Annotated in this window: 30 protein-coding genes; 14 read left to right on the top strand and 16 right to left on the bottom strand. The window is 72.7% G+C overall.

Features of this window, described 5'->3' with window-relative positions; translation table 11 throughout:
• Position 1: 1 nt before the first annotated feature.
• The 4 genes from AB0316_RS02780 to AB0316_RS02765 all read right to left on the bottom strand — a co-directional run bounded on the left by AB0316_RS02780 (position 2) and on the right by AB0316_RS02765 (position 4,312).
• A complete protein-coding gene (locus tag AB0316_RS02780; protein ID WP_366271283.1) occupies positions 2 to 829 on the bottom strand; it encodes a carbohydrate ABC transporter permease in 828 nt (275 codons plus the stop codon).
• Positions 830 to 929: 100 nt separating this feature from the next.
• The gene (locus AB0316_RS02775) at positions 930 to 1,862 is read right to left on the bottom strand and encodes a sugar ABC transporter permease (RefSeq protein WP_366270256.1); all 933 of its coding nucleotides are present in this window, start codon (positions 1,860 to 1,862) and stop codon (positions 930 to 932) included.
• Positions 1,863 to 1,866: 4 nt separating this feature from the next.
• Positions 1,867 to 3,120, bottom strand: a complete 1,254-nt coding sequence (locus AB0316_RS02770) for a sugar ABC transporter substrate-binding protein (protein ID WP_366270254.1) — start codon at positions 3,118 to 3,120, stop codon at positions 1,867 to 1,869.
• 139 nt (positions 3,121 to 3,259) lie between these two features.
• Positions 3,260 to 4,312 (bottom strand): LacI family DNA-binding transcriptional regulator, encoded by a 1,053-nt coding sequence (locus AB0316_RS02765; RefSeq protein WP_366270253.1) that lies wholly within the window; start codon positions 4,310 to 4,312, stop codon positions 3,260 to 3,262.
• 397 nt (positions 4,313 to 4,709) lie between these two features.
• Here AB0316_RS02765 and AB0316_RS02760 point away from each other — a divergent pair, with 397 nt between their 5' ends.
• Entirely contained in the window at positions 4,710 to 4,964 is a 255-nt protein-coding gene (locus AB0316_RS02760) for a hypothetical protein (RefSeq protein WP_366270251.1), read from the top strand.
• Between the two features lie 159 nt (positions 4,965 to 5,123).
• Here the strand turns inward: AB0316_RS02760 and AB0316_RS02755 are convergent, their stop codons facing one another.
• Positions 5,124 to 6,158: an FUSC family protein gene (locus AB0316_RS02755; protein ID WP_366270249.1), complete on the bottom strand. Its 1,035-nt coding sequence runs from the start codon at positions 6,156 to 6,158 to the stop codon at positions 5,124 to 5,126.
• A 119-nt stretch (positions 6,159 to 6,277) separates the two neighbouring features.
• Positions 6,278 to 6,616, bottom strand: a complete 339-nt coding sequence (locus tag AB0316_RS02750; RefSeq protein ID WP_366270247.1) for a VOC family protein — start codon at positions 6,614 to 6,616, stop codon at positions 6,278 to 6,280.
• A 107-nt stretch (positions 6,617 to 6,723) separates the two neighbouring features.
• Here AB0316_RS02750 and AB0316_RS02745 point away from each other — a divergent pair, with 107 nt between their 5' ends.
• On the top strand, positions 6,724 to 7,674 hold the full coding sequence (locus AB0316_RS02745) for a sigma-70 family RNA polymerase sigma factor (protein ID WP_366270245.1): 951 nt from the start codon (positions 6,724 to 6,726) through the stop codon (positions 7,672 to 7,674).
• Positions 7,675 to 7,694: 20 nt separating this feature from the next.
• Complete coding sequence (locus AB0316_RS02740) at positions 7,695 to 8,696, top strand: patatin-like phospholipase family protein (protein ID WP_366270243.1); 1,002 nt, start codon at positions 7,695 to 7,697, stop codon at positions 8,694 to 8,696.
• A gap of 108 nt (positions 8,697 to 8,804) precedes the next feature.
• On the opposite strand, the gene AB0316_RS02735 is transcribed toward AB0316_RS02740, so the two are convergent.
• Positions 8,805 to 9,215: a VOC family protein gene (locus AB0316_RS02735; protein ID WP_366270242.1), complete on the bottom strand. Its 411-nt coding sequence runs from the start codon at positions 9,213 to 9,215 to the stop codon at positions 8,805 to 8,807.
• A 226-nt stretch (positions 9,216 to 9,441) separates the two neighbouring features.
• Between AB0316_RS02735 and AB0316_RS02730 the strand changes: the two genes are divergently transcribed.
• A complete protein-coding gene (locus tag AB0316_RS02730) occupies positions 9,442 to 10,074 on the top strand; it encodes a hemerythrin domain-containing protein (RefSeq protein WP_366270239.1) in 633 nt (210 codons plus the stop codon).
• Between the two features lie 150 nt (positions 10,075 to 10,224).
• Here AB0316_RS02730 and AB0316_RS02725 read toward each other — a convergent pair whose 3' ends face one another.
• Positions 10,225 to 11,025 carry an inositol monophosphatase gene (locus AB0316_RS02725; RefSeq protein WP_366270237.1) on the bottom strand — a complete coding sequence of 267 codons (801 nt, stop codon included), beginning with the start codon at positions 11,023 to 11,025 and terminating at the stop codon, positions 10,225 to 10,227.
• 190 nt (positions 11,026 to 11,215) lie between these two features.
• Here AB0316_RS02725 and AB0316_RS02720 point away from each other — a divergent pair, with 190 nt between their 5' ends.
• The 3 genes from AB0316_RS02720 to AB0316_RS02710 all read left to right on the top strand — a co-directional run bounded on the left by AB0316_RS02720 (position 11,216) and on the right by AB0316_RS02710 (position 14,097).
• The gene (locus tag AB0316_RS02720; RefSeq protein WP_366270235.1) at positions 11,216 to 12,367 is read left to right on the top strand and encodes a GNAT family N-acetyltransferase; all 1,152 of its coding nucleotides are present in this window, start codon (positions 11,216 to 11,218) and stop codon (positions 12,365 to 12,367) included.
• Positions 12,368 to 12,445: 78 nt separating this feature from the next.
• Positions 12,446 to 13,012: an SRPBCC domain-containing protein gene (locus tag AB0316_RS02715; protein WP_366270233.1), complete on the top strand. Its 567-nt coding sequence runs from the start codon at positions 12,446 to 12,448 to the stop codon at positions 13,010 to 13,012.
• Positions 13,009 to 14,097, top strand: coding sequence for an NAD(P)H-binding protein (locus AB0316_RS02710; RefSeq protein ID WP_366270232.1), 1,089 nt, complete (start codon positions 13,009 to 13,011; stop codon positions 14,095 to 14,097). The genes AB0316_RS02715 and AB0316_RS02710 overlap by 4 nt, the downstream gene beginning before the upstream one ends.
• Before the next feature lie 77 nt (positions 14,098 to 14,174).
• Here the strand turns inward: AB0316_RS02710 and AB0316_RS02705 are convergent, their stop codons facing one another.
• The gene (locus AB0316_RS02705) at positions 14,175 to 14,927 is read right to left on the bottom strand and encodes an SDR family oxidoreductase (RefSeq protein ID WP_366270230.1); all 753 of its coding nucleotides are present in this window, start codon (positions 14,925 to 14,927) and stop codon (positions 14,175 to 14,177) included.
• A gap of 245 nt (positions 14,928 to 15,172) precedes the next feature.
• Between AB0316_RS02705 and AB0316_RS02700 the strand changes: the two genes are divergently transcribed.
• On the top strand, positions 15,173 to 15,529 hold the full coding sequence (locus AB0316_RS02700; protein ID WP_366270229.1) for an antitoxin: 357 nt from the start codon (positions 15,173 to 15,175) through the stop codon (positions 15,527 to 15,529).
• 74 nt (positions 15,530 to 15,603) lie between these two features.
• On the opposite strand, the gene AB0316_RS02695 is transcribed toward AB0316_RS02700, so the two are convergent.
• Entirely contained in the window at positions 15,604 to 16,089 is a 486-nt protein-coding gene (locus AB0316_RS02695; RefSeq protein ID WP_366270228.1) for a GNAT family N-acetyltransferase, read from the bottom strand.
• A gap of 177 nt (positions 16,090 to 16,266) precedes the next feature.
• Here AB0316_RS02695 and AB0316_RS02690 point away from each other — a divergent pair, with 177 nt between their 5' ends.
• From AB0316_RS02690 to AB0316_RS02670, 5 genes are all read left to right on the top strand, one after another.
• On the top strand, positions 16,267 to 16,740 hold the full coding sequence (locus AB0316_RS02690; RefSeq protein WP_366270226.1) for an NINE protein: 474 nt from the start codon (positions 16,267 to 16,269) through the stop codon (positions 16,738 to 16,740).
• A gap of 143 nt (positions 16,741 to 16,883) precedes the next feature.
• Positions 16,884 to 17,435 carry a DoxX family membrane protein gene (locus AB0316_RS02685; RefSeq protein ID WP_366270224.1) on the top strand — a complete coding sequence of 184 codons (552 nt, stop codon included), beginning with the start codon at positions 16,884 to 16,886 and terminating at the stop codon, positions 17,433 to 17,435.
• Between the two features lie 106 nt (positions 17,436 to 17,541).
• Positions 17,542 to 18,000: a hypothetical protein gene (locus AB0316_RS02680; protein ID WP_366270222.1), complete on the top strand. Its 459-nt coding sequence runs from the start codon at positions 17,542 to 17,544 to the stop codon at positions 17,998 to 18,000.
• Between the two features lie 72 nt (positions 18,001 to 18,072).
• On the top strand, positions 18,073 to 18,783 hold the full coding sequence (locus tag AB0316_RS02675) for a dienelactone hydrolase family protein (protein ID WP_366270221.1): 711 nt from the start codon (positions 18,073 to 18,075) through the stop codon (positions 18,781 to 18,783).
• Between the two features lie 137 nt (positions 18,784 to 18,920).
• A complete protein-coding gene (locus tag AB0316_RS02670) occupies positions 18,921 to 19,361 on the top strand; it encodes a hypothetical protein (RefSeq protein WP_366270219.1) in 441 nt (146 codons plus the stop codon).
• 27 nt (positions 19,362 to 19,388) lie between these two features.
• Here AB0316_RS02670 and AB0316_RS02665 read toward each other — a convergent pair whose 3' ends face one another.
• From AB0316_RS02665 to AB0316_RS02645, 5 genes are all read right to left on the bottom strand, one after another.
• Positions 19,389 to 20,117 carry a phosphodiesterase gene (locus tag AB0316_RS02665; protein WP_366270217.1) on the bottom strand — a complete coding sequence of 243 codons (729 nt, stop codon included), beginning with the start codon at positions 20,115 to 20,117 and terminating at the stop codon, positions 19,389 to 19,391.
• A 143-nt stretch (positions 20,118 to 20,260) separates the two neighbouring features.
• Positions 20,261 to 20,896 carry an isopentenyl-diphosphate Delta-isomerase gene (idi, locus tag AB0316_RS02660; RefSeq protein WP_366270216.1) on the bottom strand — a complete coding sequence of 212 codons (636 nt, stop codon included), beginning with the start codon at positions 20,894 to 20,896 and terminating at the stop codon, positions 20,261 to 20,263.
• Positions 20,893 to 22,026 (bottom strand): NAD(P)/FAD-dependent oxidoreductase, encoded by a 1,134-nt coding sequence (locus AB0316_RS02655; protein ID WP_366270214.1) that lies wholly within the window; start codon positions 22,024 to 22,026, stop codon positions 20,893 to 20,895. The genes idi and AB0316_RS02655 overlap by 4 nt, the downstream gene beginning before the upstream one ends.
• Positions 22,023 to 22,574, bottom strand: coding sequence for an isoprenylcysteine carboxyl methyltransferase family protein (locus tag AB0316_RS02650; RefSeq protein WP_366270213.1), 552 nt, complete (start codon positions 22,572 to 22,574; stop codon positions 22,023 to 22,025). The genes AB0316_RS02655 and AB0316_RS02650 overlap by 4 nt, the downstream gene beginning before the upstream one ends.
• Before the next feature lie 66 nt (positions 22,575 to 22,640).
• Entirely contained in the window at positions 22,641 to 23,711 is a 1,071-nt protein-coding gene (locus AB0316_RS02645; protein ID WP_366270211.1) for a 3-oxoacyl-[acyl-carrier-protein] synthase III C-terminal domain-containing protein, read from the bottom strand.
• A gap of 36 nt (positions 23,712 to 23,747) precedes the next feature.
• Here AB0316_RS02645 and AB0316_RS02640 point away from each other — a divergent pair, with 36 nt between their 5' ends.
• Entirely contained in the window at positions 23,748 to 24,587 is an 840-nt protein-coding gene (locus AB0316_RS02640) for a UbiA family prenyltransferase (protein ID WP_366270210.1), read from the top strand.
• A 174-nt stretch (positions 24,588 to 24,761) separates the two neighbouring features.
• On the opposite strand, the gene AB0316_RS02635 is transcribed toward AB0316_RS02640, so the two are convergent.
• The gene (locus AB0316_RS02635; RefSeq protein WP_366270208.1) at positions 24,762 to 25,163 is read right to left on the bottom strand and encodes a PPOX class F420-dependent oxidoreductase; all 402 of its coding nucleotides are present in this window, start codon (positions 25,161 to 25,163) and stop codon (positions 24,762 to 24,764) included.
• Between the last annotated feature and the right edge of the window lie 17 nt (positions 25,164 to 25,180).

The raw sequence follows: 25,180 nt of genomic DNA, 5'->3' as shown, positions 1-25,180 counted from the left end.
GCTACTTGAGGCCGGTGGTGGCGATGCCCTCGATGAACCGCTTCTGGAAGATGAGGAAGACGACGAGGATCGGGATGATGACAACCGTGGCGCCGGCGAGGAGCAGCCCGTAGTTCGTGCTGTTCTGGCCGGTCGAGTAGAGGGCCAGGGCCACCGGGAGGGTGTACCTGTCCTCGGACTGGGCGACGACGAGCGGCCACAGGAAGTTGTTCCAGCTGCCGAGGAAGGTGAGAATCCCGAGCGTCGCGAGCGCGGGGCCGCAGAGCGGCAGGATGATGCGGAAGAAGATCCGCAGCTCGCCGGCGCCGTCGACGCGGCCGGCGTCGAGCAGGTCCCTGGGCAGGCCGAGGATGAACTGGCGCATGAGGAACACGCCGAACGGGCTGACGAGGAAGGGCAGGAACAGGCCGGGGATCGTGTCGACGAGGCCGGCGTTGGCCACGAGGACGAAGAGCGGCACGAAGGTGACGACGCCGGGGATCATCAGGGTGGTCATGACGGCCACGAAGATGACCCGCTTGCCCTTGAAGTCGAGCATCGCCAGGGCGTAGCCGAGCATCGAGCAGAAGACGAGGTTGCCGGCCGTGACGACGACGGCGACGACGATCGAGTTGGTGAAGTACTGCCCGAAGTTGAGTTTGCTGAACAGCTGCGTGTAGTTGTCGAGCGAGGCGTGCTGGGGCAGCCACGTCGGCGGGACCTGGCGCAGCTCGCCCTCGCCCTTGAAGCTGCCGAGCACCATCCACACGAACGGCGCGACGACGGCGACGAGCGCGACGACGAGGATGAGGTAGAGCCACCAGCGGCCGCCCTGGGTCGAGCCGACCATCCCGGTGTGTGGCGCCCGGGAGCGCCTGCGGGGCTGGGCTGCCCGCGCACCACGCTCTGGCTGGGCCTCCGGTGTGCGGGTCGTGGTGTCGACGGACATGTCAGCTCCTCTCTCGCAGAACCCGGAACTGGATGGCCGTGACGATCGCGATGACGACGAAGATGAGGTAGCTCATCGCCGAGGCCAGGCCGTAGTTGCCGAAGCCGAACTGCTGGTAGGTGTACATCGACAGCGAGACGGTGCTGTTGAGGGGACCGCCCTTGGTCATGACGAACGGCTCCTCGAAGAACTGCAGGTAGCCGATGGCGGTCGTGACCATGACGAAGAGCAGGGTCGGCCGCAGCAGCGGCATCGTGACGTGCCGGAACCGCTTCCAGGCGCTCGCACCGTCGATGGCGGCGGCCTCGTGGAGCTCGGCCGGGACCGCCTGCAGGCCGGCGAGGAAGATGATCATCGCGGTGCCGAAGTTGCGCCACGAGGCCATGAGGATCAGGGAGGGCATCGACCAGTGCGGGTCGCCGAGCCAGTTGGGCCCGTCGATGCCGACCCAGCCGAGCACCGTGTTGAGAAGCCCGCCGGGGTTCTGCAGGAGGAAGCGCCACACGACGGCCACCGCGACGATCGAGGTGATGACCGGCATGTAGAAGCCGAGGCGGAAGATCGCACGGAAACGAGTGATCCCCTTGTCGAGGGCGACCGCGGCGGCGAGCGCGACGACGAGTGTCAGCGGCATACCGACCAGCACGAAGTAGGCGGTGTTGCCGGCCGCCGTGCGGAAGAGCGGGTCCGACAGCGCCTTGGCGAAGTTGTCGAAGCCGATGACGTTGACGTTGAAGGGGTTCCGCAGGTCACGGGCCTTCGTGTCGGTGAAGCTCATGAAGAGCGACTGGATCACCGGCCACGCGGTGAAGGCGAGGAAGAGCAGGCAGAACGGGACGGCGAGGATCCAGGCCGCCCGCCCCTCCCGCCGGCGGGCCGAGTCGGCTCGCCGGCGGGAGGTCGCCGCTCCGGTCTGGGCGGTCTGGGCGGTCATCGGGTCACATTCCCGTGCCGATGGAGTCGGCCTGCTGCTGGGCCGTCTTGAGGCCCTGGGCCGGGTCCTCACCGGTCTTGGTGATCTTCTCCATCTCGGTGTCGAGCCCCTTCACGGCCTGCTCCCACGTGGGGAACGACGGGGGCGCCTTGGCGGTCTCGAGCTGCTTGCCGAAGACGGCGAGCTTCTTGTCCGAGGCCAGGGACGGGTCCTGCCAGGCGCTCTTGACCGACGGCAGGTCGGTGGAGATCGAGTACCACTTCGCCTGGACCTTCGGGTCGGCCAGCCACTGGACGAACTTCCACGCCGTGTCACGGTTCTTCGTGTTCTTGAAGACGACGAAGTTGGAGCCGCCGACGAACGAGGACGACCCGGCCGAGCCGGCGGGGATCGGCGCGACGTTGTACTTGTCCTTGAATCCGGCGCCACCGACCTTCTCGACGGCCGACATCTCCCACGGGCCGGAGATGAACATCGGCACCTTGCCGCTGGCGAAGTCCGGCTCGGTGGTCGGGGTCGCCGGGGCGCTCTTGTCGGAGATGCCGTCGGTGAAGAACGACTGGTAGTACTTCGTGGCCTTGAGCAGCTGGGGGCTGTCGAAGTTGTATGCCTTGCCGCCGTCCTTGGTGAGGTCGGCGCCCTCGCTCCAGGCGAACGGCATCACGGTCTGCCACGAGCCCTCGCCACCGGCCTGCAGGCCGATGCCCCACTTGGCACCGGCCTTGGTCTGCATGGCCTTGGCCATGTCCTTGAGGCCCTGCCAGTTGTTCGGGACCGTCTCGAAGCCGGCCTTCTTGGCCAGGTCGCTGCGGTAGTAGACGACGCGCGTCTCGACGTACCACGGGATGCCGTAGGAGGTCCCGCCCACCTCGGTGGTCTTCTGGGCGCCCTCGAAGAAGGACGACTTGTCGATCGATGCCGGCGTCGGGTCGATGGCGTTGCTGCTCGCGAACTCGCCCATCCACGTGGTGCCGACCATGGCAACGTCCGGCGTCTTGCCGGCGGCGATGGCGGCGGTGAACTTGTCGTGCGCGGCATCCCACGGGATCGCGGTGACCTGGACCTTGACGCCGGGGTTGGCGGTCTCGAAGTCCTTGGTCAGCTTGGGCAGGTTGTCCCCCTCGGCGCCCATCGCCCAGACGGTGATCGTGCCGCTGGCCTTTCCGGTGCTGATGGCGGCGCCGGTCTGTCCGCCGGTGCTGCCGCCGGCGTCGGCGTTGCGACCGCAGGCGGTCACGGTGAGGGCCGCGGCGGTCATGCACGCGACCGTGATGGCTGTGGTGCGTCTCATCGGTCTCTCACTTTCTCGGGGTCCCGACGGCTGTGTCGGGGTGGGCGGGGTTGAGGTCGGGGCAGGGGCGTCGGTTCGGGGTGGCTTCGGGGAGAGCGACGGGCGCTCAGCCCGGCGGGCAGCCGCAGGAGCCTCGGATCACGAGCTCGGTGGGCAGGACCTTGGGTTCGAGCTCGGGCTGGCCGCCGGCGACCCGCTGGTGGAGGCGGTCGGCGGCGAGGACGCCGAGGTCGCGGACGGGCTGGCGCACGGTGGTGAGGCCGGGGCGGACGTAGCGGGCCGCCATCACGTCGTCCCAGCCCACGACGGCGATCTCGCCGGGCACGTCACGGCCGGCGTCCTGCAGGTGCGACATGATCGCGAGCGCGAGCTCGTCGTTGGCGCACACCAGGCCGTCGGCCTCGAGCTCGCCGGCGAGGATCCGCTCGGCGACCGCCTCACCCGCACCCTCCCGGAACGGGACGCGCAGCGGCTCGGCGGGCTCGACACCGCGCGCCCGGTGGGCGGCGACGAAGCCGGCGTGGCGCTCGGCGATGTCCGGGGCGCCGTCGGGGTCGCCGACGAAGAGCAGCCGGGTGCGGCCGTGGGCGAGCACGTGCTCGGTGAGCTGCTCGGCGCTGTGGGCGTTCTCGGCCCGCACGCTCTCGATGCCGTCCTGCAGGGCGCCGGCGATGATGACGACGGGCTTCTGGCCGTGGAGGGCACGGGCCACCGCGGGCGGCATCGCGGCCGAGCCGAGCACGGCGATGGCGTCGACGTGGGTGGCGAGCTGGCGCACGGCCCGGGCGATGTCGGCCTTGCCCTCGGTCAGCATCAGGGTGACGCTCTGGCCGAGCTCGGCGGCGCGCGACTCGAAGCCGATGAGCAGCTCCGCGTAGTAGGGGCCGGAAAGCTCGGGCAGCACGAGGCCGTGGGCCTCGTGGTGGCGCACGGCGAGGCTGCGGGCGGCTCCGAGCGGCACGTAGTTGAGCTGCTCGACCGCGTCGAGGACCTTCTGGGTCGTCTTGGGCGAGACGGTGCCGGCACCTTGGAGCACCCGTGAGACCGTCGCGATGGAGACGCCGGCGCGCTCGGCGACGGAGTAGATCGTGGCGCCGGCGGGGCTTGCGGCGGAGACGTGCGCGGAGGCCTGGCCGGCCGGCTTTCGTGCACTCGCCATCGGGCACCACCTTTCGCGTCTCATCGTCGAGCCTGCGTTGTAAGCGCTTACATGCGCCCGTCCATAGTGCCCACTTGCCGCGAACAGCGCAAGACCCCCCGTCGCAGGGCAGGATGCGCACCGGGCGAAGGGCCGCGAATCCCGTTGCGCCGCTGACCGTTTGCAGACGCCGACCCCGGGCAGACGTATGCCGTCCCGCACGCCTCGCGGGACGGCATACGTCGTCAGCCCTCAGCCCCCTGCACACGGCCGCTGCCACAGCCCGGCCCCTCGGGAGGGGCCCATCTCGGGACCTTCGTCCCTAGGCCCCCGGAGTGTCGCTCGAGAGGCTGGGACCTTCCGCCGGATCAGTCGTGACAGCGGAACCAGTCCGACATCCCACGAAGTGGAGAACCAGATGTCTCACGAGTCCGACCGCAGGACCTTCCTCGACTGGCTCGACCAGCCCGAGTCGTTCCCCACCAGGCTCGCCAAGGACGAGTCGTCCACCATCGAGGAGCTGCTCACCTGCGAGGACACCCTGCCGGGGCTCTACTGCTCACAGCTCGGCCTGCCGCAGGGCTCGAGCTATGCCGAGGCAGCGCGTGGCTTCGCCCGACGGGGTCGGGTGCGCAGCTGGTCGCCCGCCGTGCGGGAGGCGAGCACGCACTGACTGCACCTCGGCAGGGCCGGACGCGACCGCTCGTGACCACCCCCGCCCCCGAGGTGCCACCATCGTCAGGAGATCGAGGCGGGAGACAGCCCTCACCACGTCTTGACGGTGTTGACCCAAGAGTTGGCCGTGACAGGACGAGTCGCGTCGGTTGCTGCGCTAGGCCTTCCGTTTGGCGAGCAGGCCAGCGAGGACCAAGACGATCAGGGCTATGGCGAGGCCGAGGAAGGTGAAGAGCACCCGTTGCACCTCGGAGGTGAGATCGCCGGGGTTGGGCAGGTCCAGGGCGAGCAGCACGGCAGTGGCGATGGCGGCGCAGTACAGCGCGTAGTTGGCGAACCGGACCGCGAAGCCGAGGGCCAGACACACGACGATGAGGATCTCCAGTGCGCGCTGGTTCGCGACTGTCGACAGCAGCACGGCCGCGAGGACTGCCCCGATGAACGCGCCGGCGAGCCGCTGCTCGCTGGTCGTCCTCGCCTCCTCGAGGCTCGGCTTCATCGCGACGATGGCCGCGATCGGCATCCAGTCGGCATGGTCCAGACCCAGGCCGAACGCGATGGCCACGGTGATGGCGATGGCCACCGCGCGGATCACCGCGAACGTCGCCAACGGCGCCGTCAGCTTCCGCCGGGAGATGTCGCCCGGGAGCTCGGCGATGGGCTGGGGCCGTTCCTTGCGCCGATGCGCCAGCCACCCGAGGAACGCCACCGCGAGCCAGAGGACCGAACCCGCCGTCCACGCCACCGCCTGCGCCCAGGTGGGACTGTCGGTGTTGCTGGCCACATAGCCGCTCGCAAGCGCGAGGGCGACGATGAACCAGACGTTGAGCATGTCCGCGGCGATGTACCGGTGGGCGCCGTACAAGGCCGCCAGCCCGGCTGCCAAGGTGACTGTGAACGCTGCCAAGGTCTTCCAGCCCCAGGCGCTGGCGCCCATCGCGAACCCGATCGCAGTGACCAGGGCCCCGGCCAACACGAAGACCGTCAGATGGGAGGTGCGGTAGGCGTACCGGCCACCCGGGTCGGCGGCCGCGGCGAAGATCACCCCGAACGCGGCAGCGAGGAAGTACTGCTCCTTCCCGAGGACCCACAGAACCACCAACGGCGCCAGCGTGACGCCCAGCAGAAGCAGGCCCCTGCCCCAGTGCAGCCCCGCACGGTTGAAGGTGAACAGATGTGACCTGGGCATCATCAACCTCCCGACCAGTGAACCGTCGCCGCCTCGTCACCACGGTGCGCGCCGCCCGGGGCCGGCGCGTCACTCGGGCCGGGTGAAGGAAGCCGGACGGCCTTGACGTCGTTCGCCGGCGCTCAGCCCTGCATCAGGCCGATCATGTTGCCGTCCGGATCGGCGAGGACGGCGACCCTGCGGCCGCCGCCGACGGCCGTCGGCTCCTGCTTGACGGTCGCGCCGGCCCCGACGAGGGACGCGACGGTGGCCTCGAGGTCCTCGACCGGCCAGTAGGGCGTGCCGCCGGTCAGGCCCTTGCGGTGGCCGTTCGGGTCGAGGGCGATCTCCTGGCCGTCGACGTTGTAGCCGACGTAGTAGGACTCGTCCGTGTGCGGCTCGGCGCCGAGCAGGGTCGTGAAGACCCTCTTGGCGGCCGGCAGGTCGGTGACGGGGTAGATGAGCGTCGTGGCGGTGGACATCGGGAGCCTCCTGGTTCTGGCGTTCGGTGGTCGGCGGGCCGGTGTCACATCGGGTGCCTCCGGCTCGTCAGTGCTATGACGGACGACGAACCGAGGATGTGACGGCGATGGCAACAGGGACCGGAAGCGGGATGGCGAGCGGGACGGGTGACGACGGCCGCGAGCAGTGGCTGGCCCGCGACTTCGAGCAGCACCGGCCGCGGCTGCGCGCAGTCGCCTACCGCGTGCTGGGCTCGGCCGCCGATGCCGACGATGCCGTGCAGGAGGCGTGGCTGCGCCTGAGCCGGAGCGACCCGGACGACATCGCCAACCTCGGCGGCTGGCTGACGACCGTGGTCGGCCGGATCAGCCTCGACCTGCTGCGCTCGCGCAGCTCGCGGCGCGAGGACGCCTGGGACGACGGCCTGGCCGAGCTCGTCGGGCGGCCCGGGGGCGCCGCTCCTGACGGCCCGGTCCGGCCGGCTCCCGACCCGGCGAGCGAGGCGGAGCTCGCCGACAGCATCGGCCTGGCCCTGCTCGTCGTCCTCGACACCCTCGCCCCCGCCGAGCGGCTCGCGTTCGTGCTGCACGACCTCTTCGGTATGCCGTTCGAGCAGATCGCCGACATCGTCGACCGCTCCCCCGCGGCCACCCGCCAGCTGGCCAGCCGGGCGCGCCGGCGCGTGCGTGCGGCCGACGCGGAGGCGGTCGGGCCCACCCGCACCCGCGAGCGGGAGGTCGTGACCGCCTTCCTCGCCGCGGCCCGCGGTGGCGACTTCGCGCGGCTGCTCGAGCTGCTCGACCCGGACGTCGTGCTGACGGCCGACGCCGCGGCCGTGGCAATGGGGGCGCCGGAGGTGCTGCGCGGGCCGGAGGCCGTGGCCGGACGGTTCAACGGCGGCGCTCGCTCGGCCCGGCTCGCGGCCTTCGACGGCGGCGTCGGCGCGGTGTGGACGCTCCGCGGTGAGCCCAAGGTGGCCTTCCGCTTCACCGTCGACGGCGACCGGGTCTCCGGGATCGAGATGGTCTCGGACCGGGCCCGGCTCGATGCGATGGAGATCTGGTACCTCACGTCCTGAGCCCCGGTTATGGTCGAGGCGTGGCAGACGGGATGCGCGCGGCGGTCGTCCTCGGCTCGGGGGGCGCCCGCGGATACGCCCACATCGGGGCCCTGGAGGTGCTGTCCGAGCGCGGCTTCGAGGTCGTGTCCATCGCCGGCACCTCGATGGGGGCGCTCGTCGGCGGGGTGGCCGCGGCGGGGAAGCTGGAGGCGTACACCGAGTGGGCGCGGCGGCTGACCCAGCGCGAGGTGTGGCGGCTGCTCGACCTCGGCCTGCCGGCGCAGGGTGGCGCGATCCGTGCCGAGCGGATCATCGCCAAGGTCGGCGAGATCCTCGACGGCGCGGTGATCGAGGAGCTGCCGATCCCGTACACGGCGGTGGCGACCGACATCAACGCCCGCCGGGAGGTGTGGTTCCAGCACGGTCCGGTCGACCACGCGATCCGGGCCTCGATCGCGATCCCCGGTGTCATCACCCCGGCGGTCATCAACGGGCGGGTGCTCGTCGACGGCGGCCTGATCAACCCCGTCCCGATCGAGCCGACCGCGGCCGCGTCGGCAGATCTCACCATCGCGGTGTCGCTCTCGGGGATGCGGTCCATCCCCGGACCGAGCACGCCGGTCAAGGAGTCCTCGGCGCAGCGGCCGCACGAGGAGTGGACCTCACGCCTGCGCCGCAGCGCCGCCGAGGTGCTCGAGTCGGAGCGGGTCAGGGCGATCACGAGCCGCTTCGGCGGGCACGGCCGCGACCTCGACGCGGAGGCGACGCTCCCACCGTCGGAGGTGGACGCCGTGCCGCAGACCCCGACCGAGGCCCTGTTGACGAAGGGCGCCGACGTCGGACTGGTCGACCTGCTCAACATGAGCTTCGACACCATGTCGACGCTGATCTCGCGGTACCGGATGGCGAGCAACCCGCCCGACGTGCTGGTCTCGGTCCCGTCCAACGCCGTGCGCACCCTCGACTTCCACCGCGCCGCCGAGATGATCGAGCTCGGCCGCGAGCTGACCGGCGAGGCGCTGGACCACGCCGGCTACTGACCGCGTCGTACTCCAGGTGGTTCGCCCGGTGGTCTGTCGAGCGGTGGGGCGGTGACCACACCGATCGGCAGACCACTGAGCAGACGACCGGGCGGTCGGCTGAGGCTGTCAGTCCCAGGCGTCCTTGGACGGGCGGCAGAGGCAGAAGGGGTGCCCGGCCGGGTCGGCGTAGACCCGGAAGCCGCGCTCGGGCTTCGGCTGGGGCGGCTCGACCGGGTCGAGGGCGCTCCCACCGAGCTCGAGCACGCGCTCGTGGGCGGCGGCGATGTCGGCGACGACGAAGTCGAGGTGGGCCTGCTGCTGACCCCGCGGCCAGTCGGGCGAGGTGTGTCCGGGCGCGAGCTGGGTGGCGATGCGCGGGCCGTCCCAGACGACGTCGAACCAGTCGCCGTCCGGGTCGGCCTTGACGCTCCCTCCGAGGAGCTCGGCGTAGAAGGTGGCGACGCCGGCCGGGTCGGCGCAGTCGAGCGCGACGCAGTCCCAGCCGATCTTCGGGTCAGTGCGGTCAGGTGTGCTCATGGCCCCACCCAAGCAGGCGGAGCCGACACCGGCACCGGCATTTCCCGGGCCGCGTTCACCGCACGGGTGCGGCTTCGGCGCAGGAGTGCGCGTTGCACCGCGCACCTCTGTGGCGGACGCGCATCTCCGGGCCGAGCGCGCACCGCTGGGCGAGCAGCCCCGAAACGCGGGGGCGGGTATGGGACAGGGTGCACGCACAACGCCGAACGAGAGAGCAGGGACACCTGTGGACATCACCGACGTCATCCTTCGCCAGCACGACGAGCAGCGACGCATGTTCGCCGAGCTCGAGGAGTGGCCGCGCGACGACCTCGAGGGCCTCGCGGCCGTCTGGAAGCGGCTCGAGATCCTGCTCGAGGTGCACGCCGAGGCCGAGGAGCGCTACTTCTACCCCGAGCTGCTGCGCCTCGGCACGGGCGGCGCCGATGCCGACTCTGTCGACGAGGAGGTGGAGGACGCCGTCAAGGACCACAACGAGATCCGTGACGCCGTGCGCCGGGTGGGCGACAGCGAGACCGGCTCCGACGAGTGGTGGACCGCCGTCGTCGACGCCAACGTGCACAACAGCGACCACATGGGCGAGGAGGAGCGCCAGGACCTCGCCGACTTCCGCCAGCAGGCGAGCCTCGAGCTGCGCCACGAGATCGCCGTGAAGTTCCTGCGCTACGAGGCACAGCGGTGGGCCGAGGGCATCACGCCCCGCGACAAGGACCCGGAGGAGTACGTCGAGGACCAGAAGACGGACGAGCCGTCGGACGTCGCCCAGCAGGCTGCCCGCGACGCGAAGGAGGCGGCGACCACCGACGCGGTCGGCTCGCAGCCCTCGCTCAAGGCCTCCGAGGACGCCGACGAGGACTGATCCTCCGTCGCACAGTGCCCACTCGACGTCGCGAAGTGCCCACTCGACGTCGCGAAGTGCCCACTCGACGTCGCACAGTGCCCACTCGATGTGATCTCACGTCGAGTGGGCACGGTGCGTCACGGCCTGCGCCCTGGTCTGCCCCAGTGCTCAGGAGGGGTGGTCGCCCGAGGCGAGCGCACGGCATACGGCGTCGTATGCCGTCCGGCTGCCCGCCGCGACGAGCCCCGGCGGGCGCGTGTCGCGGGGGCCGTAGACCTCGCCGTCGGTGGTGCCCAGCACACCGCCGGCCTCGGCGAGCAGCAGGGAGCCCGGCACGTGGTCCCACGGGGAGGCGTGCCGGTAGAGGATGTAGTCGGCCTCGCCCTCGACGAGCTTGGGGTAGTCGATGCCGCACGAGACCCAGGTCAGCTCCATCGGCGGCAGCCCGTCGAGCGCCTTGCCGACCCACGAGCGGCGCGACGTGCGCCCGCGCAGCTCGTCGTCGCCCCGGCTCGGCACGGTCAGGCGGTGCGTGCCCTCGGCGTCGTGGCGCCACGTGCCCGAGCCGCGCTCGGCGACGTAGCCGCGCCGGTGCTGCGGCTGCCAGATCCAGGCGCGGACCGCCTGCCCGCCGAGGGTCTCGGCGACCATGACCGCGTGGTCCTTGGAGCCGTGCACGAAGTTCTTCGTGCCGTCGACGGGGTCGAGGGTGAAGGCGTGGTCGGCGGCGGCATACCGCTCCATGAGCCCCGGGTCGCCGGCGAAGGTCTCCTCGCCGAGCACGACGGCCTCGGGGTAGGCAGCGACCAGGGCGGCCGTGATGAGCTGCTCGGCCTCGCGGTCGGCGTCGGTGACGAGGTCGCCGGGGTTCTTCTCGTGCACCTCGTCGTCGGACAGCGAGCGGAACCGCGGGTTGATGACCTCCTCGGCGACGCTCTCCAGCAGGGCCAGCACCTCGTCGGTCTCCATCGCCCCAACCTAGCGACTCCTCGCCGGCGTCCCGACAGGTGTTAGCGGCGCGCCCGGGCTGGGTACAAGGAGCACCGGAACGCAGCCTGTGGAGGGGAAGCGGACCTCGAGGACCGGGAGCCGGCACGCTGGCTCCCGGTCCCTTTTTATGCCGGTGACGTGGTCGTGTGCCGGCTGGCAGGCTGGGCGCGTGACCGCAACCGTGACCGTGCAGCCCCTGACCGACGGCGTCGTGACCCTGCGAGCGCACTCGCTCGACGACGCCGACGCCATCGTGGAGCAGAGCCGCGATCCGCAGAGCCTGCGGTGGACGACCGTGCCGCGGCCCTACACCCGGGAGCACGCGGTCGGCTTCGTGGAGGGCAACCTCGCCGCCTGGGGCGAGCCGCGCGCGACCCGGTCGTGGGCGATCGAGTGGACCGACGACAGTGGCGCGACCCGCTTCGGCGGCACGATCGACCTGCGCCCCGGAGCCGCGGCCTCGGCCGGCGAGCTGGGCTTCGGCCTGCACCCCGACGCGCGCGGCCGCGGGCTGATGTCGCGGGCCGTCCGGCTGGTCGTGAAGTACGCGTTCGAGACCCCTGTCTGGGGCGTGCCGGTGCGCCGGATCCACTGGCGCGCCGTCGTCGGCAACTGGGGCTCGCGCCGCACGGCGTGGGCGGCCGGCTTCACCTTCCACGGCACCCTGCCGGCGAGCCACCCGGACCCCGACGGCGGCGCGGAGGCGCTCGACACGTGGATGGCGAGCATCGCCCCTGGCGACCCCCTCTCGCCCCAGGCGCCCTGGCTGGCCGCGACCCCCGTCGAGGGTCAGCGGGTCCGTCTGCGCCCGTGGCGGGCCGAGGACATCGACGCCGTCGAGGTGCGCGACGACCCGGAGCACTGGATGCCGTCGCGGTCGATCATCCGCCGCGAGAGCTTCCTCACGTGGGTGCACAACCGGCAGGAGCGGATGGCCGAGGGCAGCGGCATCGACTGGTGCGTCGCGGACGTCGAGACCGACCGGGCACTCGGCAGCGTCACGGTGTTCAGCCGCAGCGGCCCGATCACCGACGTGGCCGAGCTCGGCTACCAGTTCTTCCCCAGCGCCCGCGGCCGTGGGGCCGCCAAGGAGGCGGCGCGGCTCGCGGTGGCCCACGCGCTGGCGCCCACGAGCGAGGGCGGGCTCGGGCTGCGCCGGCTCGTCGCCGAGACGGCCGCCGACAACGAGGCGAGCAACGCGGTCCTGCGCTCGGTCGGGTTCACCGAGTTCGGCCGCGAGCACGCCGTCGACCGGGTCGCGGGCGACGGCTGGGGCGACGGCATCCACTGGGAGCTGGTGCCGGGAGCCGCCACCCACTGACCCGCCCGCTGCAGCGCGGACCGCCCCTGTCGGGGAGGCGCCGGGTATGCCACCGTTGGTGCCGGCGGAAGGAGCGCGATGAGACTCGGGCACGAGCAGGAGCTCGACGCACCGCTCGACGCGGTGTGGGCGCACTTCATGGACCTGCACCGGATCGGGCGCTGCTTCCCCGGGGCCAGGGTCACGCAGGTCCACGGCGACGACTTCGTCGGCGAGATCCGGGCCAAGCTGGGCCCGCTGTCGCTCTACTTCGACGGCACCGGCTCGATGACCGAGCGCGACGAGGACGCGGGCCACGCCCGTCTCGCCGCTACCGGGCAGGAGCGCCACGGCCTCGGTCGGGCGACCATCGACATCACCCTGAAGCTGCATCCGCTCGGCGACGGCAACCGCACCCGCGCCCGGCTCGCGACCGACCTCGTCTTCCTCGGCTTCCCGATGGACTTCGGCTCCGGCCTGGTGCAGCGCGCCTCCGACCCGCTCATCGAGCGCTTCCTGACCTGCATGTCCGTGCAGGGGCGTGGCAGCGACGAGACCGTCGACGGCTCCGACGACTCCGGCGACGGCGGTCTCGACCTCGTCCGCTCGGCCACCGACCTCCTCGGCTCCTTACGTCGCGACCGGCGCGAGCGCAAGCGGCGATGAGGGTCGCCGTCGTCGGGGCGAGCGGCTACGTCGGCTCGCGGCTGGTGCCCGAGCTGCTCCGACGCGGCCACGAGGTCGTGGCCACGCACCACCGGAGCCCGGCGACGGCATACCCGTGGTCCGGCGACGTCGAGTGGCGGCGCGTCGACGTGCAGGACGAGCAGCGCGTCCTCGCGGCCCTCGAGGGGGTCGACGCGGTCTGCTACCTCGTGCACGGCCTCGACGACGACGACTTCATGCGCCTGGACCGCCAAGCCGCCGACAACGTGGCGTATGCCGCGGGCGTCGCCGGTGCCTCCCGCCTCGTCTACTTCTCGGGGATCGTGCCCGACCTGCCCGACGGCGAGCTGTCGGACCACCTGCTCTCACGCCTCGAGGTCGAGGAGGTGCTCGCGACGGCAGACTGCTCGGTGCTGACGCTGCGCGCCTCGATGGTCATCGGGGCCGGCTCGACGAGCTTCGAGGTGATGCGGCAGATGTCCCACCGGCTGGGGCTCGTGCAGACCGTGCCGGCGTGGATGGGCGGCTCGGTGATCCAGCCGGTCGCCGTCGCGGATGCCGTGTGGTTCCTCGCCGAGGCGCTCGAGCGACCCGACGTGACCGGGCACCTCGACGTCGTCGGGCCTGACCGGCTCAGCTACGTCGAGCTGCTGAGGACGTATGCCGCCCGCGCCCGCCTGCTTCGCCTGCAGCTTCCCGTGTGGCTGGCACCGGTCGGTGCCGTGGCGCGTGTCGCGGGCGCGCTCGTCGACGTGCCGAGCGGCACGGTGCACTCGCTCATCCCGAGCCTCGGCCACGACATGGTGGGCCGGCTCGACGCGGCCGACGTGCTCGGCGAGCCACCGGGCGGGCGGCTGGGTGTGGCCGACGCCGTCGCGCGGTCGCTCGTGACGGTCCGGGCCGGCGACGGCGCACCCGACGGCGCGTCGGTCGACGGTGACCCGCAGGCGCCGTCGGTGGGCGACCCGCGCTGGGCCCGCCACCGGTCGGTGCTGTCGTGGGCCGGGTCGAGGGCGTGGTCGGCCGCGCAGGCCGCGGGACAGGCGGCGGTGCAGGCTGCAGTGCGGTCGGCCGCCCGCGGCTGAGAGCCGTGGACGGCCGGTGCCCCGTCACACCGCCGGGGCGGTCTCGGTGGTCGCTGGGCTGGTCATGTGGTCTGCGGTCACTTCGCGATGAAGCCCCCGTCGATGTAGAGCTCGGCGCCCGTCACGAAGCTGGCGTCGTCGCTGACGAGGTAGGCGACGCCGGCCGCGATCTCTTCCGGGCGACCGAGGCGTCCCATCGGGGTCAGGTCGGTCATGGCCTGCTCGATCGGGGTGCCCTTGGCCTGGTCGAGGATCGGCGTGTCGATGAAACCGGGGTGGATCGAGTTGACGCGCACCCCCTCGGCCGCCCAGTGCAGCGCGATGTTCTTCGTCAGGGTGCGGACCGCACCCTTGGCAGCGTGGTAGGCGGGTGAGCCGCCGAACCCGCCGCTCGTGCCGAAGATCGAGCTGATGTTGACCACGGCGCCGCGCCCCGAGGCCTTGAGGTGCGGTGCCGCCGTCTTCATGCCGAGGAAGACACCGGTCTGGTCGATCGAGATAGTGCGCTGCCAGTCGGCCAGGGTGGTGTCCTCGATGGCGGCCAGGTCCCCCAGCCCCGCGTTGTTGACGAGGATGTCGAGCCGGCCGAACTCCTCGACGGCCTTGGCGACCGCGGCCTCCCAGTCGGCCTCGCTCGCGACGTCGTGGTGCAGGTAGTCGACGGCCGCCCCGGTCGCCCGCAGCTTCTCCGTCGTCTCGGCCCCGAGCGTGTCGTTGACGTCGGTCAGCAGCACTGCCGCGCCCTCCTCGGCGAGGCGTCGGGCCGTGGCCCTCCCGATGCCGCTCGCCGCGCCGGTCACCAGCGCCACCCGACCTTCGAGCCGTTCCATGGTGCACCCGATTCTCTTGTGGGACAGGCTTCCCGCCTGCATCTCTATTGTCCGCCGATGCGGCCCGCGGCACGCCGTGATGGCGCGGATCGCCGGCCGTCGTGACGAACCAGACATCCCGGCCGGTCGGGGGTCTCTCAGGGTCGAGTCCGGGTCGACCCCGGTTGCGGCGGCCATGCCGCGGGTATGACGGTAGGAGCAGGACGTCCGGCGTGGGCCGGACCAGTGCGAGACGAGGAGACACCGTGTCGTTCGGTGAGCAGATGAAGCACAAGGCGGACGAGGTCCACTTCCAGGAGAAGGCCAAGGACTTCGGCGACGCCCTCGTCGAGATGGCGAGGACAGCGATGTCGGCTGCGGCCGGCTACGCCCACGAGAACCGTGGTCGGGTCGACGGCGCCCTCGACAAGGCCGAGGCCAAGATCAGCGAGAAGACCGGCGGCAAGCACGCCGACACCGTCACCAAGGTTCGTGCCTCGGTCGACAAGGGCATCGACAAGCTCGTCGAGCAGCATGACCACGCGGCTCCTCCCTCCGCAGGCGTGCCCGACGACAAGCACAGTGCCTTCGACGAGGACCCGCCCGCCGGCAACCCGATGTAGCCCGGCACCCGAAGCCGTATGCCGCACGTCCTCCCTGGGCGGCATACGGCTTCGGCGTGCCAGGACCGGGGACGTCAGAGCTCGAGGGCGTAGAGGTGGAGGTCGCCCTCGACGCCCGTGCGCGTGAAGCCGGCGTGCTCGAGGGTGCGCTGCGAGGCGACGTTGGCCCGGGCCGTGTCGGCAATGACACGGGAGCACCCGTGGGCCCGGGCGAGCCCGACGAGTGCGCTGACAGCCTCGGCCGCGTAGCCGTGGCCGCGCGCAGACGGCGCGAGGCCGTAGCCGATCTCTGCGGTGCCGTCCGAGGGCCGGCCCTTGAAGCCGATGCCCCCGACCGCCAGACCATCGCTGGAGCGGACCACCAGGTAGTGCCCGAAGGGGTGCTGCTCGCCGTCCGCGGCGGTCGCCCGCAGGAACATGGTGGCTCCGACGACGTCGCCCTCGAACGGGAAGTCCGGCGCCCAGGAGTCGTGCGGCGCGGGACGGCGCGAGACGATGCGCTCGGCCTCCTCGACGCCGATCGGACGCAGGGTCAGCCGGTCGGTGCGCAGGTCGGTCACGCGATCAGCAGAGCAGGTGCAGGAGAGGGCACGCAACCGAGAAGCGGCCGGGCGTCACCCGGCGAGGTGGGAACGTCCGGGATTCGCCTGTGTGCGGCGGTGCGGTCGACGATGCTGGTCGGGAGCCGCCCGATCCCGTGCCTGACCCGGCACCGGCGGTGCTACGGAAGGTGACCGATGACCCAGCCAGCCGCCCAGCCGGACCCGCCGGCGAGGCCCACCGTCCCCGTGCCGCAGGAGATCCCGCCGGGCTGGTACCCCGACCCGGAGGGTCGCCCGCAGTCGCGCTACTGGGACGGCGGTGAGTGGACCGACCAGCTCGGTCCGCTGCTCCCGCAGCACCAGCCGGTGAAGCCCGTCCAGGCCGCCCAGCAGCCACACGCTGCCCCCGGGTTCGCCTCCGGCTTCGGGCCGTATGTCACGGACTCCCTCGGGCGGCCGGTGAGCGACCGGTCCCGGCTGGCGGCAGCCATCCTCTGCTTGGTGTTCGGCGTCCTCGGCGTGCACCGCTTCTACGTCGGGAAGGTGGGCACCGGGCTGCTGCAGCTCTTCACGGCCGGCGGACTCGGGATCTGGTGGCTGGTCGACCTCGTCGTCATCCTCGTCGGCGGCTTCCGCGACGCCCGGCAGCGGCTGCTCCTCAACTGGTGACGCGGCGGCCCACGCCGCCCGATTTGACTGGGAACGTTGACCTTTCGTCTAGGTAGGTCGACTCAAACGAAGGCCGGAGGCGTATCTTCACCGGCCCTGCTCCTTCTGAGGTCTCGACAGTTCCACCTCAAGGAGAGAGCACCATGTCGCAGTACGTCATCGACCCGCCCACCCGTGCCGGCGCCCGCCTGGCCATCCCGTCGACCCGCCTCACGCCGCTCGTGGAGAAGGGCACCCGGCTGGCCTCCTCCGCGGTCGACCGCCTGCTGGCCGTCCTCGTCGCGCACAGCCTCGTCGTCCTGAGGGTCAGCCTCGGGCTGGTCTTCCTCGGCTTCGGGGTCCTGAAGTTCTTCCCCGGGCTCAGCCCGGCCGAGGCGATCGCGTCTGCGACGCTCGACCGGCTCACGTTCGGCCTCGTCTCGGGCCACACCGCGGTGCTGGTGACCGCCGTGACCGAGACCGTCATCGGGCTCACCCTCGTCACCGGCAGGTTCCTGCGGGTCGGGCTCGTCGTGCTCGCCGGCGCGCTCGTCGGCATCATGTCGCCGCTCGCGCTCTTCACGGCCGAGCTCTTCCCGCACGGCCCGACGCTGATGGGCCAGTACGTGCTCAAGGACATCGTCCTGGCGGCCTCCGCGCTCGTCGTCGCCGCCTACGCGCTCGGCGCCCGGCTGCACGCCGGCTCGGACGACTGAGCCGCCCCGCACCACCACCGGACCGCTGGGTGCACCCGATCCTCACGGGGCACCCAGCGGTCACCACCCGTCAGCACCACCCACACACACGAAGGGAGAGCGGCAGATGACCGCCCTGACCACCAGCCCGGCCCGCACCGGCAGGACCGGCCACCTCGAGCACCTCGCGGACGCACCCTCGGACCGGCGCTGCCCCGGCAACGGCGGGCGCCGCGCGACGCACCGCTTCCCGGCCGCGACCTACCTGTGCCGCAAGGTCGCCCGCGAGGAGCGCGCGATCGCCCAGCAGGCGCTCGAAACCGAGGACCGCACCACCTCGCACAGCGTGAGCGCTCTCGCGCTCGCAGGGACCGCACTCTTCGCTGCCGTGCTCGTGCTCCTCGCCACCGGCCGAGCCGAGTCCGGCACCGGCGTCCGCGTCCTGGTCGCCGTGGCCGCCGCCCTCGTCGTCACCGTCGTAGCGCTCGTCGCGGTCCTGCGCCGCCACGAGCGGGAGCACGACGCGCTCGCGCACCGGGTGCGGATGTACGACGCGCGACTCCAGCAGCTGCGGACGGCACGCTGACGCGGCGGCCCGGCACACGGCATACGCCCTCGGGTCGTATGCCGTTCAGGCGGGCTCGCCATACTGTGCGCCATGACCGACAACGTCACCATTCCGACCGGCTCCGGCGAGATGCCCGCGCGTCTCTGGCTCCCGCCCACCGGCCACGGGCCCGGCATCGTGGTGCTGCAGGAGATCTTCGGCGTCAGCGACTACATCCAGCGGCGCGCCGCCCAGCTCGCCGAGGCCGGCTACGTCGTCATGGCGCCCGAGATCTACTGGCGGCTCGGGGTGACCGAGCCGGTCGAGGGTGAGGACGCCCTGCAGCGCGGCATGGGGCTCGTCCAGCGCCTCGACTGGGACATGGCGGTGTCGGATGCCGCCACGGCGGTCGAGTGGCTCCGCGGCCGCGACGAGGTGACCGGCGGCGTCGGCGCCGTCGGTTTCTGCTTCGGCGGTGGGCTCGGCTACAACGTCGCCGCCCACCTCGAGTTCGACGGCAGCACCCCGCTCGACGCGCTCGTCAGCTACTACGGCTCGGCGCTGCCGGCGCTGCACGAGACCCTGACGGTGACGGCCCCGAGCCTGCACCACTTCGGGCTCGCCGACTCCTACATCGACACCGACACCGTTCGCCGGCTCGAGGCGTCGCTGCGCCGGCAGCCCGACACGGTCGTCGAGACGTATGCCGGCGCCGACCACGCGTTCGACAACGACGACATGCCGTGGCACGACCCCGCCGCCTCGACGCTGGCCTGGGCGACCACGATGGAGTTCCTGCGCGAGCGGCTGCCGGTGGCCTGAGTCCTCGAGGCGGCCCCGCCGCGTCCCGTCCGCCATCCCGTCGCGCGGACACGCCCGGTCCGGGCGGCCACGTGACCGGGTATGGCTCCGTGGGTTGCCCCCGAGGCGGCCCGAGCCCGAACCGACGAGGAGTCACCGTGGATCTGCACCAGGTCGAGGTCGTGGCTCCTGGCCTCGCCGCCCGCATCGCCGGCGCCGAGCGGGGCCAGGCCCGGCGCTTCGCGTTCCGGGTCGCGCGCCTCGCCTGCTCGGTGGCCGGAGTCCACGACAACACCGCGCTCGAGGTGGCCCGTGGCGGCCTCGAGCACTACCCCGAGATCGACGAGCTCGTGCAGCTGTGGGACCTCGAGCGCCGGCTCGAGTCCGCGTGCGAGGCGAACGTCGGCAAGGACCCGCGCACCGCCGACCTCTCCGAGCTGCAGCTGCACGACGAGTGCATCGAGGCCCGCGCGGTGGCGGCCGTCATCGCGGCGCTCAAGCCCGATGCCCTCGACGCGGCCCGCGAGGCGACCCGCGAGGCCCTGGCCGCCGGCTGCGACCGCATCGTCCTCGAGGACCTCGCGAGCGAGCTGCTCTGAGGACTCGGGCTCCTTCGGCTGAGCGGGTCACTCCCCGGCGGCCGGCAGCGCTCCCGTCTCGGTCGAGCGGCGGCGGCTGAGTCGTCGCGCCCAGCGGTAGGCCGGCTCGCGCAGGGCCACGACCCAGGGCGGCGTCGCCGTGCCCTCGAGCTGCTCGACGATCGGGTCGAAGCGTGAGCGGGTGTCGGGCTGTTGCGCCTCCAGGTGGATCAGGCCGATGCCTGTCCAGGCCCCGCCGTCGAGCGAGACCGCCAGCTCGTACTCCCGGGGCTGCTCGTGGTCGCCGGCGGGTCGCACCAGCAGGGCGACCGAGCGCGCACCCGCACGTGTCGGCAGCAGCGTGGTGAGTGGCCGTGTCGCCGCCTGGCGGACCGGGCGCAGCAGGTAGCGGCTGAGCCGTCCGGTGCCCGTCGTGGCGAAGAGCAGGTCGGCGGGGCCTCCGAGCATCCCGGCCCCGGGGATGCGCAGCGCCAGGCCGCCCACGTCCCACCAGCCCTCCGGCGTGCCCACGGCCCGCGAGACCCGCACCGTGCACGGGTGCACACCCCGCTGGTCGAGCAGCGGCACGCCCAGGCCGGGCAGCGGCGAGTCGACGCGCAGCTGGGCGGCCCACGTGCTGCCGACGGCGTGCAGGGGCTTGCGGCCGGTGGTCCACGCGACGACGCCCAGCCCGGTGGCCAGGGCGGCACCGGCGGCGCGCGACGGGGGCGTCGGCACCCGGTCGGTGGCCGGCGGTCGGCGGTCGGGCGAGCTCACGCCTCTTCTTTACCCAACCGGGATGCGCTGATCGCGGGGCTGCGCGCTCCCGAGGGGGGCCGTCAGCCCGCCGTATGCGGTGGGTGCGCGTCCCCGACATGCGTCGCCGGGTGCCGGGTGTGTCGACAGCCGCGGCGCGTGCCTCACAGGCTCCGCGTGGTCATCGCGTCAGGCAGATCGGCCGGGTCGGCAGACGGCCAGCCGGACGGGTCGGGGCCGAGCCGGGTCAGCTCGGCGACCTGCTCCCGGCACCACGTCGAGACCTCACGCCGGCCGGCGGTGACGTCGGCGGCGAAGACGTCCCAGGGCACCCACTCGGCACCGCCGACCTCGTCCGGGTCGGGGCGCAGCTGCGGCCCCACGCCGTGAACCCGTCCCACGAGCACCGGGCACAGCTCCCACTCGACGATGCCGTCCATCTCGGCCCGGTAGGAGAAGCGGGGCAGCACCAGCCGCAGGTCGTGCACGTCGATGCCGAGCTCGTCCCGGCCGCGGCGGCGCACGGCGTCCTCGACCGGCTCGCCCGGGGCGGGATGGCCGCAGGCCGAGTTGGTCCAGACGCCGGGGAAGGTGGCCTTGTGCAGCGCCCGACGTGTGATGAGCAGCGCGCCGGCGTCGTCGAAGAGGTAGGCGGAGAAGGCGAGGTGCAACGGCGTGTCGGCGTGGTGGACGCTCGCCTTCGGAGCCGTGCCGATCGCCTGCCCCTGCGGGTCGAGGAGGACCACGAGCTCTTCCGTCGCCTCGAGCCGACCCGGCGTCGGCAGCTGTCCCGTGGTCATCGGCCGGGCCTCGCGAGCTCGTTGACGGCGCCGCGGAAGATCGGCGGCAGGCTGGCTGCGGCCGGCACGAGCAGGCGCCGGCCCCACGCCGGCCGGGTCACCTGCACGAGCGCGTGGGTGAGCAGCGAGTAGCGGCGCGTCGCGACCCGCCACGACCGTTCGTAGGACTCGGGGTCGCCGGCGGCGATGGCCGTGACCACCGCGCGGGCGTGGGCTAGCCCGAGCGAGATGCCCTCACCGGTGAGCGCGTCGACGTAGCCGCTGGCGTCGCCGGCGAGCAGCACCCGGCCGGCGACACGGCGGGTCGTGCGCTGCCGCAGGGGCCCGGCGCCGCGGACCGACGTGACGACCGGGGCGCCGTCCAGCCGCTCGCGCAGCTGCGGGAACTCCGCCAGGCCGTCGTCGAGCGAGCGGCGCTGCTTGCTGAGGACCGCCACGCCGACGAGGTCGTCGGCCACCGGGGTCACGTAGGCCTCGCCGTGCACACCCCAGTGCACCTCGACGTGGTGGCCCCACGGCCGTATGCCGTAGTGCTGGCGCAGCCCGTAGCGCCGCTCGGGCGCCTCCGCCGTCCCCGCCGTCCCCTGCTCGGCAGCGTCGGCGCTCCTCGCCCTGGACCCGTTGGGCGGGCGGGGAGGCCGATCCCGGTCGAGGCCCAGCGAGCGCCGGGTCGGTGAGTGCAGGCCGTCGGCGGCGACCACCCACGAGGCGGTCAGGGTGGGGCCGGGCCTTGCGGAGTCGAGCGTGCGGACCTGCACGACCGCGTCGTCCTGCGTCACCTCGGCCGCCTCGAGCGGGAGCACCTCGATGCCGGCCTCCGCGACGGCCCGGGAGAGCGCTTCGTGCAGCGTGGTGCGGCGCACGCCGCGGCCGGGACCGGCTGTGAAGTCGGCCTCGGCGAAGCGGCCCCGCGCGAGGTAGCGGATGCCGTGCAGCTCGTAACCCTGCGGGTCGACGCCGAGCTCGAGCAGGCTCTGCAGGCCACCGGGCATCAGGCCCTCGCCGCACGCCTTGTCGATCGTGCCGGCCCGCGGCTCGAGGACGACGGGCTCGAGACCGGAGCGGACGGCATACAGCGCGGCGGCGAGGCCGACGGGGCCTCCCCCGATGACGAGGACGTCGGCGCTCACCGGGCCACCTCCGCGGTCCGGGGGTCCGGGGTGGCGAGCTCGCGCAACGCGGCGTCCTCGCAGCGGATGCGGACGGTGAGCAGCGCGGCGTTGACCACGGTGAAGACGATGGCGGTCACCCAGGCGCTGTGCACCAGGGGCAGGGCGAGGCCCTCGACGACGACGGCGATGTAGTTGGGGTGCGGGACCAGCCGGTAGGGGCCGCGGCGCACGAGCGAGAGGCCCGGCACGACGATCACCCGGGTGTTCCACTGCTGGCCGAGGGTCGTGATGCACCACCAGCGCAGGGCCTGGCTCAGCACCACGAGCGCGAGCATCACCCAGCCGAGGGCCGGGACGAACGTGCGGTCGGCGAGCCACACCTCGGCCACGGCGCCGGCGAGCAGCCCGGTGTGCAGGCCCACCATCACGGGGTAGTGGCCCTGTCCGCGCTCGACGCCACCGTGGGCCAGCGCCCACGCGGCGTGTCGCTTCGAGACGACGAGCTCGGCGACCCGCTCGAGCCCGACGAGCAGGACGAGGGCGGTGAAGAGCCACTGCGAGGTCACACCGCCACTCCTTCCCTCTCTCGGTGGGCGCCGGCGGCTGTGGGGCCGCTCCGTGCCCAGTCTGTCTCAGTCGGCCGTCCGCAGGAGCACGAGCTCGAGGCAGAAACCCGGACCCATCGCCATCAACACGCCCCAGGTGCCCGGTTCGGGCGTTCTGTCGGCGAGGGTGTCGGCGAGCACGTGGAGCACGGAGGCCGAGCTGAGGTTGCCGATCCGGTCGAGTGAGCGCCACGTGAGGCCGAGCGCGTCGCGGTCGACCTCGAGCGCCTCTTGCATCGCCTCGAGCACCTTGGGGCCGCCCGGGTGCGCCACCCACCAGCCGATGTCGCGGCGGGTGAGCCCGTGCGCCGCGAGGAAGCGGTCGACGTCGCCGCGGACGTTCTCGCGCACGAGGTCGGGCACCTCGGCGCCGAGGACGATGCGCAGGCCGGTCGCGCCGACGTCCCAGCCCATGGCGCGCTCGGTCCCCGCGTAGAGCCGACTGCGTGTCGCGACGACCGTCGGCGATGCAGGGGCCAGAGCCGCAGCCCGGTTCGCGCCCACCATGACGACCGCCGCGGCGCCGTCGCCGAAGAGGCCGCTCGCGACGAGGTTGGCCACCGACCGGTCGTCGCGCTGCACGGTGAGGCTGCACAGCTCGACCGACAGGAGCACCGCGATGTCGTCCGGATGGCCGAGGAGGTAGTCGTGCGCCCGCGCGACACCGGCCGCACCGGCGACGCAGCCGAGGCCGACGAGCGGGACGCGCTTGACGTCGTCGCGCAGGCCGATCTCGGCGGCGACCCGGGCCTCGATCGACGGGACGGCGAGGCCGGTGATGGTCGTCGACACGACGAGATCGACGTCCCGGGGAGTGAGACCGGCGGCGGCCAGCGCCTTGGTGGTGGCGTGCGAGCCGAGCTCGGTGGCGACCCGGATGAACTCGTCGTTGGCCTCACCGAAGTCGGCGAGCTGCCAGTAGCGCTCGAGCGGCAGGGCGAGGTGTCGCCGGCTGACGCCGGCGTTCGCGTGGAACCGCTCGAGCAGGGCGCGGTCGGAGCCGGTCGAGCCGAGCACGTCGGCGAAGGCCGCCGTCACGTCGGCCTGGGCGTAGGCGTGGCCGGGAAGGGCGCCGCGCACGGCCGCGAGGTGGCTCACGGCTCCCACGTACCCATCCGCACCTAGGCTCGGGCCGTGACGGTGCACCCGGTGGGTCGGCAGGAGGGGCGGCATCCGGTGCGCGGTCTCGCTCGCGCCTGCCACCCGGGCCCGACCCTGGCGGTCACCGTGTTCACCGCGCTGCTCGCGTGGTCGGCCGGGCACACGCTCGCGAGCGGGCTGGTCGTGACGGCGGCCGTGCTGGCGGGTCAGCTGTCGATCGGCTGGTCGAACGACCTCGTCGACGTGCGCCGGGACCGTGCCGTGGGGCGTCCCGACAAGCCGGTGGCCGCCGGAGAGGTGTCCGAGTCCACCGTCCGGGCGGCGTGCGGTGCAGCCGTCGTCGCGTGCGTCGTGCTGTCGTTCGCGTGCGGCTGGCGCTCGGCGCTCGTCCACCTGCTCCTCGGGGTCACGTCCGGCTGGGCGTACAACCTCTGGCTCAAGCGCACCGCACTCTCCCCGCTGCCGTATGCCGTCGCCTTCGCCGCGCTGCCCGCCGTCGTCACGCTCGCGCTCCCGTCACCGGCGTGGCCGCCCGCGTGGGTGCTCGTGACCGGGGCGCTGCTCGGGGTCGGTGCTCACCTGCTCAACGTGCTGCCCGACCTCGCCGACGACGAGGCGACCGGCGTGCGCGGGCTGCCGCACCGGCTCGGGGCGCGGGTCGTGCGGTGGCTGGCACCCGCGGTGCTGCTGGCGGGGTCGGTCGTGGCGGCATACGGCCCCGGCGGTGGGTCGCTCGACGGGACCAGGCTGGCACTGCTGCTCGGGTGCGTCGTGCTCGCGGTCGTCGCCGTCGTGGCGCGGGGGCGCGTGCCGTTCGTCGCGGCCGTGCTCATCGCGCTGGCCAACGTCGTCAGCCTCATCCTCCACACCTGACCCTCACCTCGAGAGCGCGCCCAGTCACACTCGAGAGCGCGCCCAGTCGCAGTCGAGAGCACGCCCAGTCACACGACGCAGGAACGAAGCGCATCGGTGTGGTGCGGATTGCGCTCTCGAGTGGGACGGACTGCGCTCTCGAGTGGGACGGAGTGCGCTCTCGAGTGGCGCGTGTCAGGGGGTGGGGACGATGCGGACGACGGCGCGCTTGCTGTTCCCCCGGCGCAGCAGCCACTCGGCGGCCATGAACACGTGGTACTCAAGCCCGTACTTGCGGGCGAGCCGGCGGCCCACGGCCTCGGTCGCGGCGTCGTCGCGGATGATCTCGGCGCGACCCTCGACGACCGGGGCGTCGGGCTCGACGTTGCCGCGGCGGTCGCACGGCTGGATCGTCGCGCGGGGGTCGTGGGCGAGCCGCTTGAGCTTCCCGGTCCCCTCGGGGGTGCTGACCAGGGCGGCGCCGGCATCGGGCAGCACCCAGACCGGGGTGGAGACCGGTTCGCCGGAGCGGCGATAGGTCGTCAGCAGCACGAACCGTTCGCCGCCGAGGTTGTGGAGGGTGGGGGCCATCGTCATGGGGGTGAGTTACCCGT

Origin of the sequence: Terrabacter sp. NPDC080008 (assembly GCF_040702505.1) — a bacterium.
Lineage (GTDB): Bacteria > Actinomycetota > Actinomycetes > Actinomycetales > Dermatophilaceae > Terrabacter.
The sequence above is the reverse complement of the archived record's forward strand: the minus strand, read 5'-3'. Positions and strand labels throughout refer to the sequence as shown.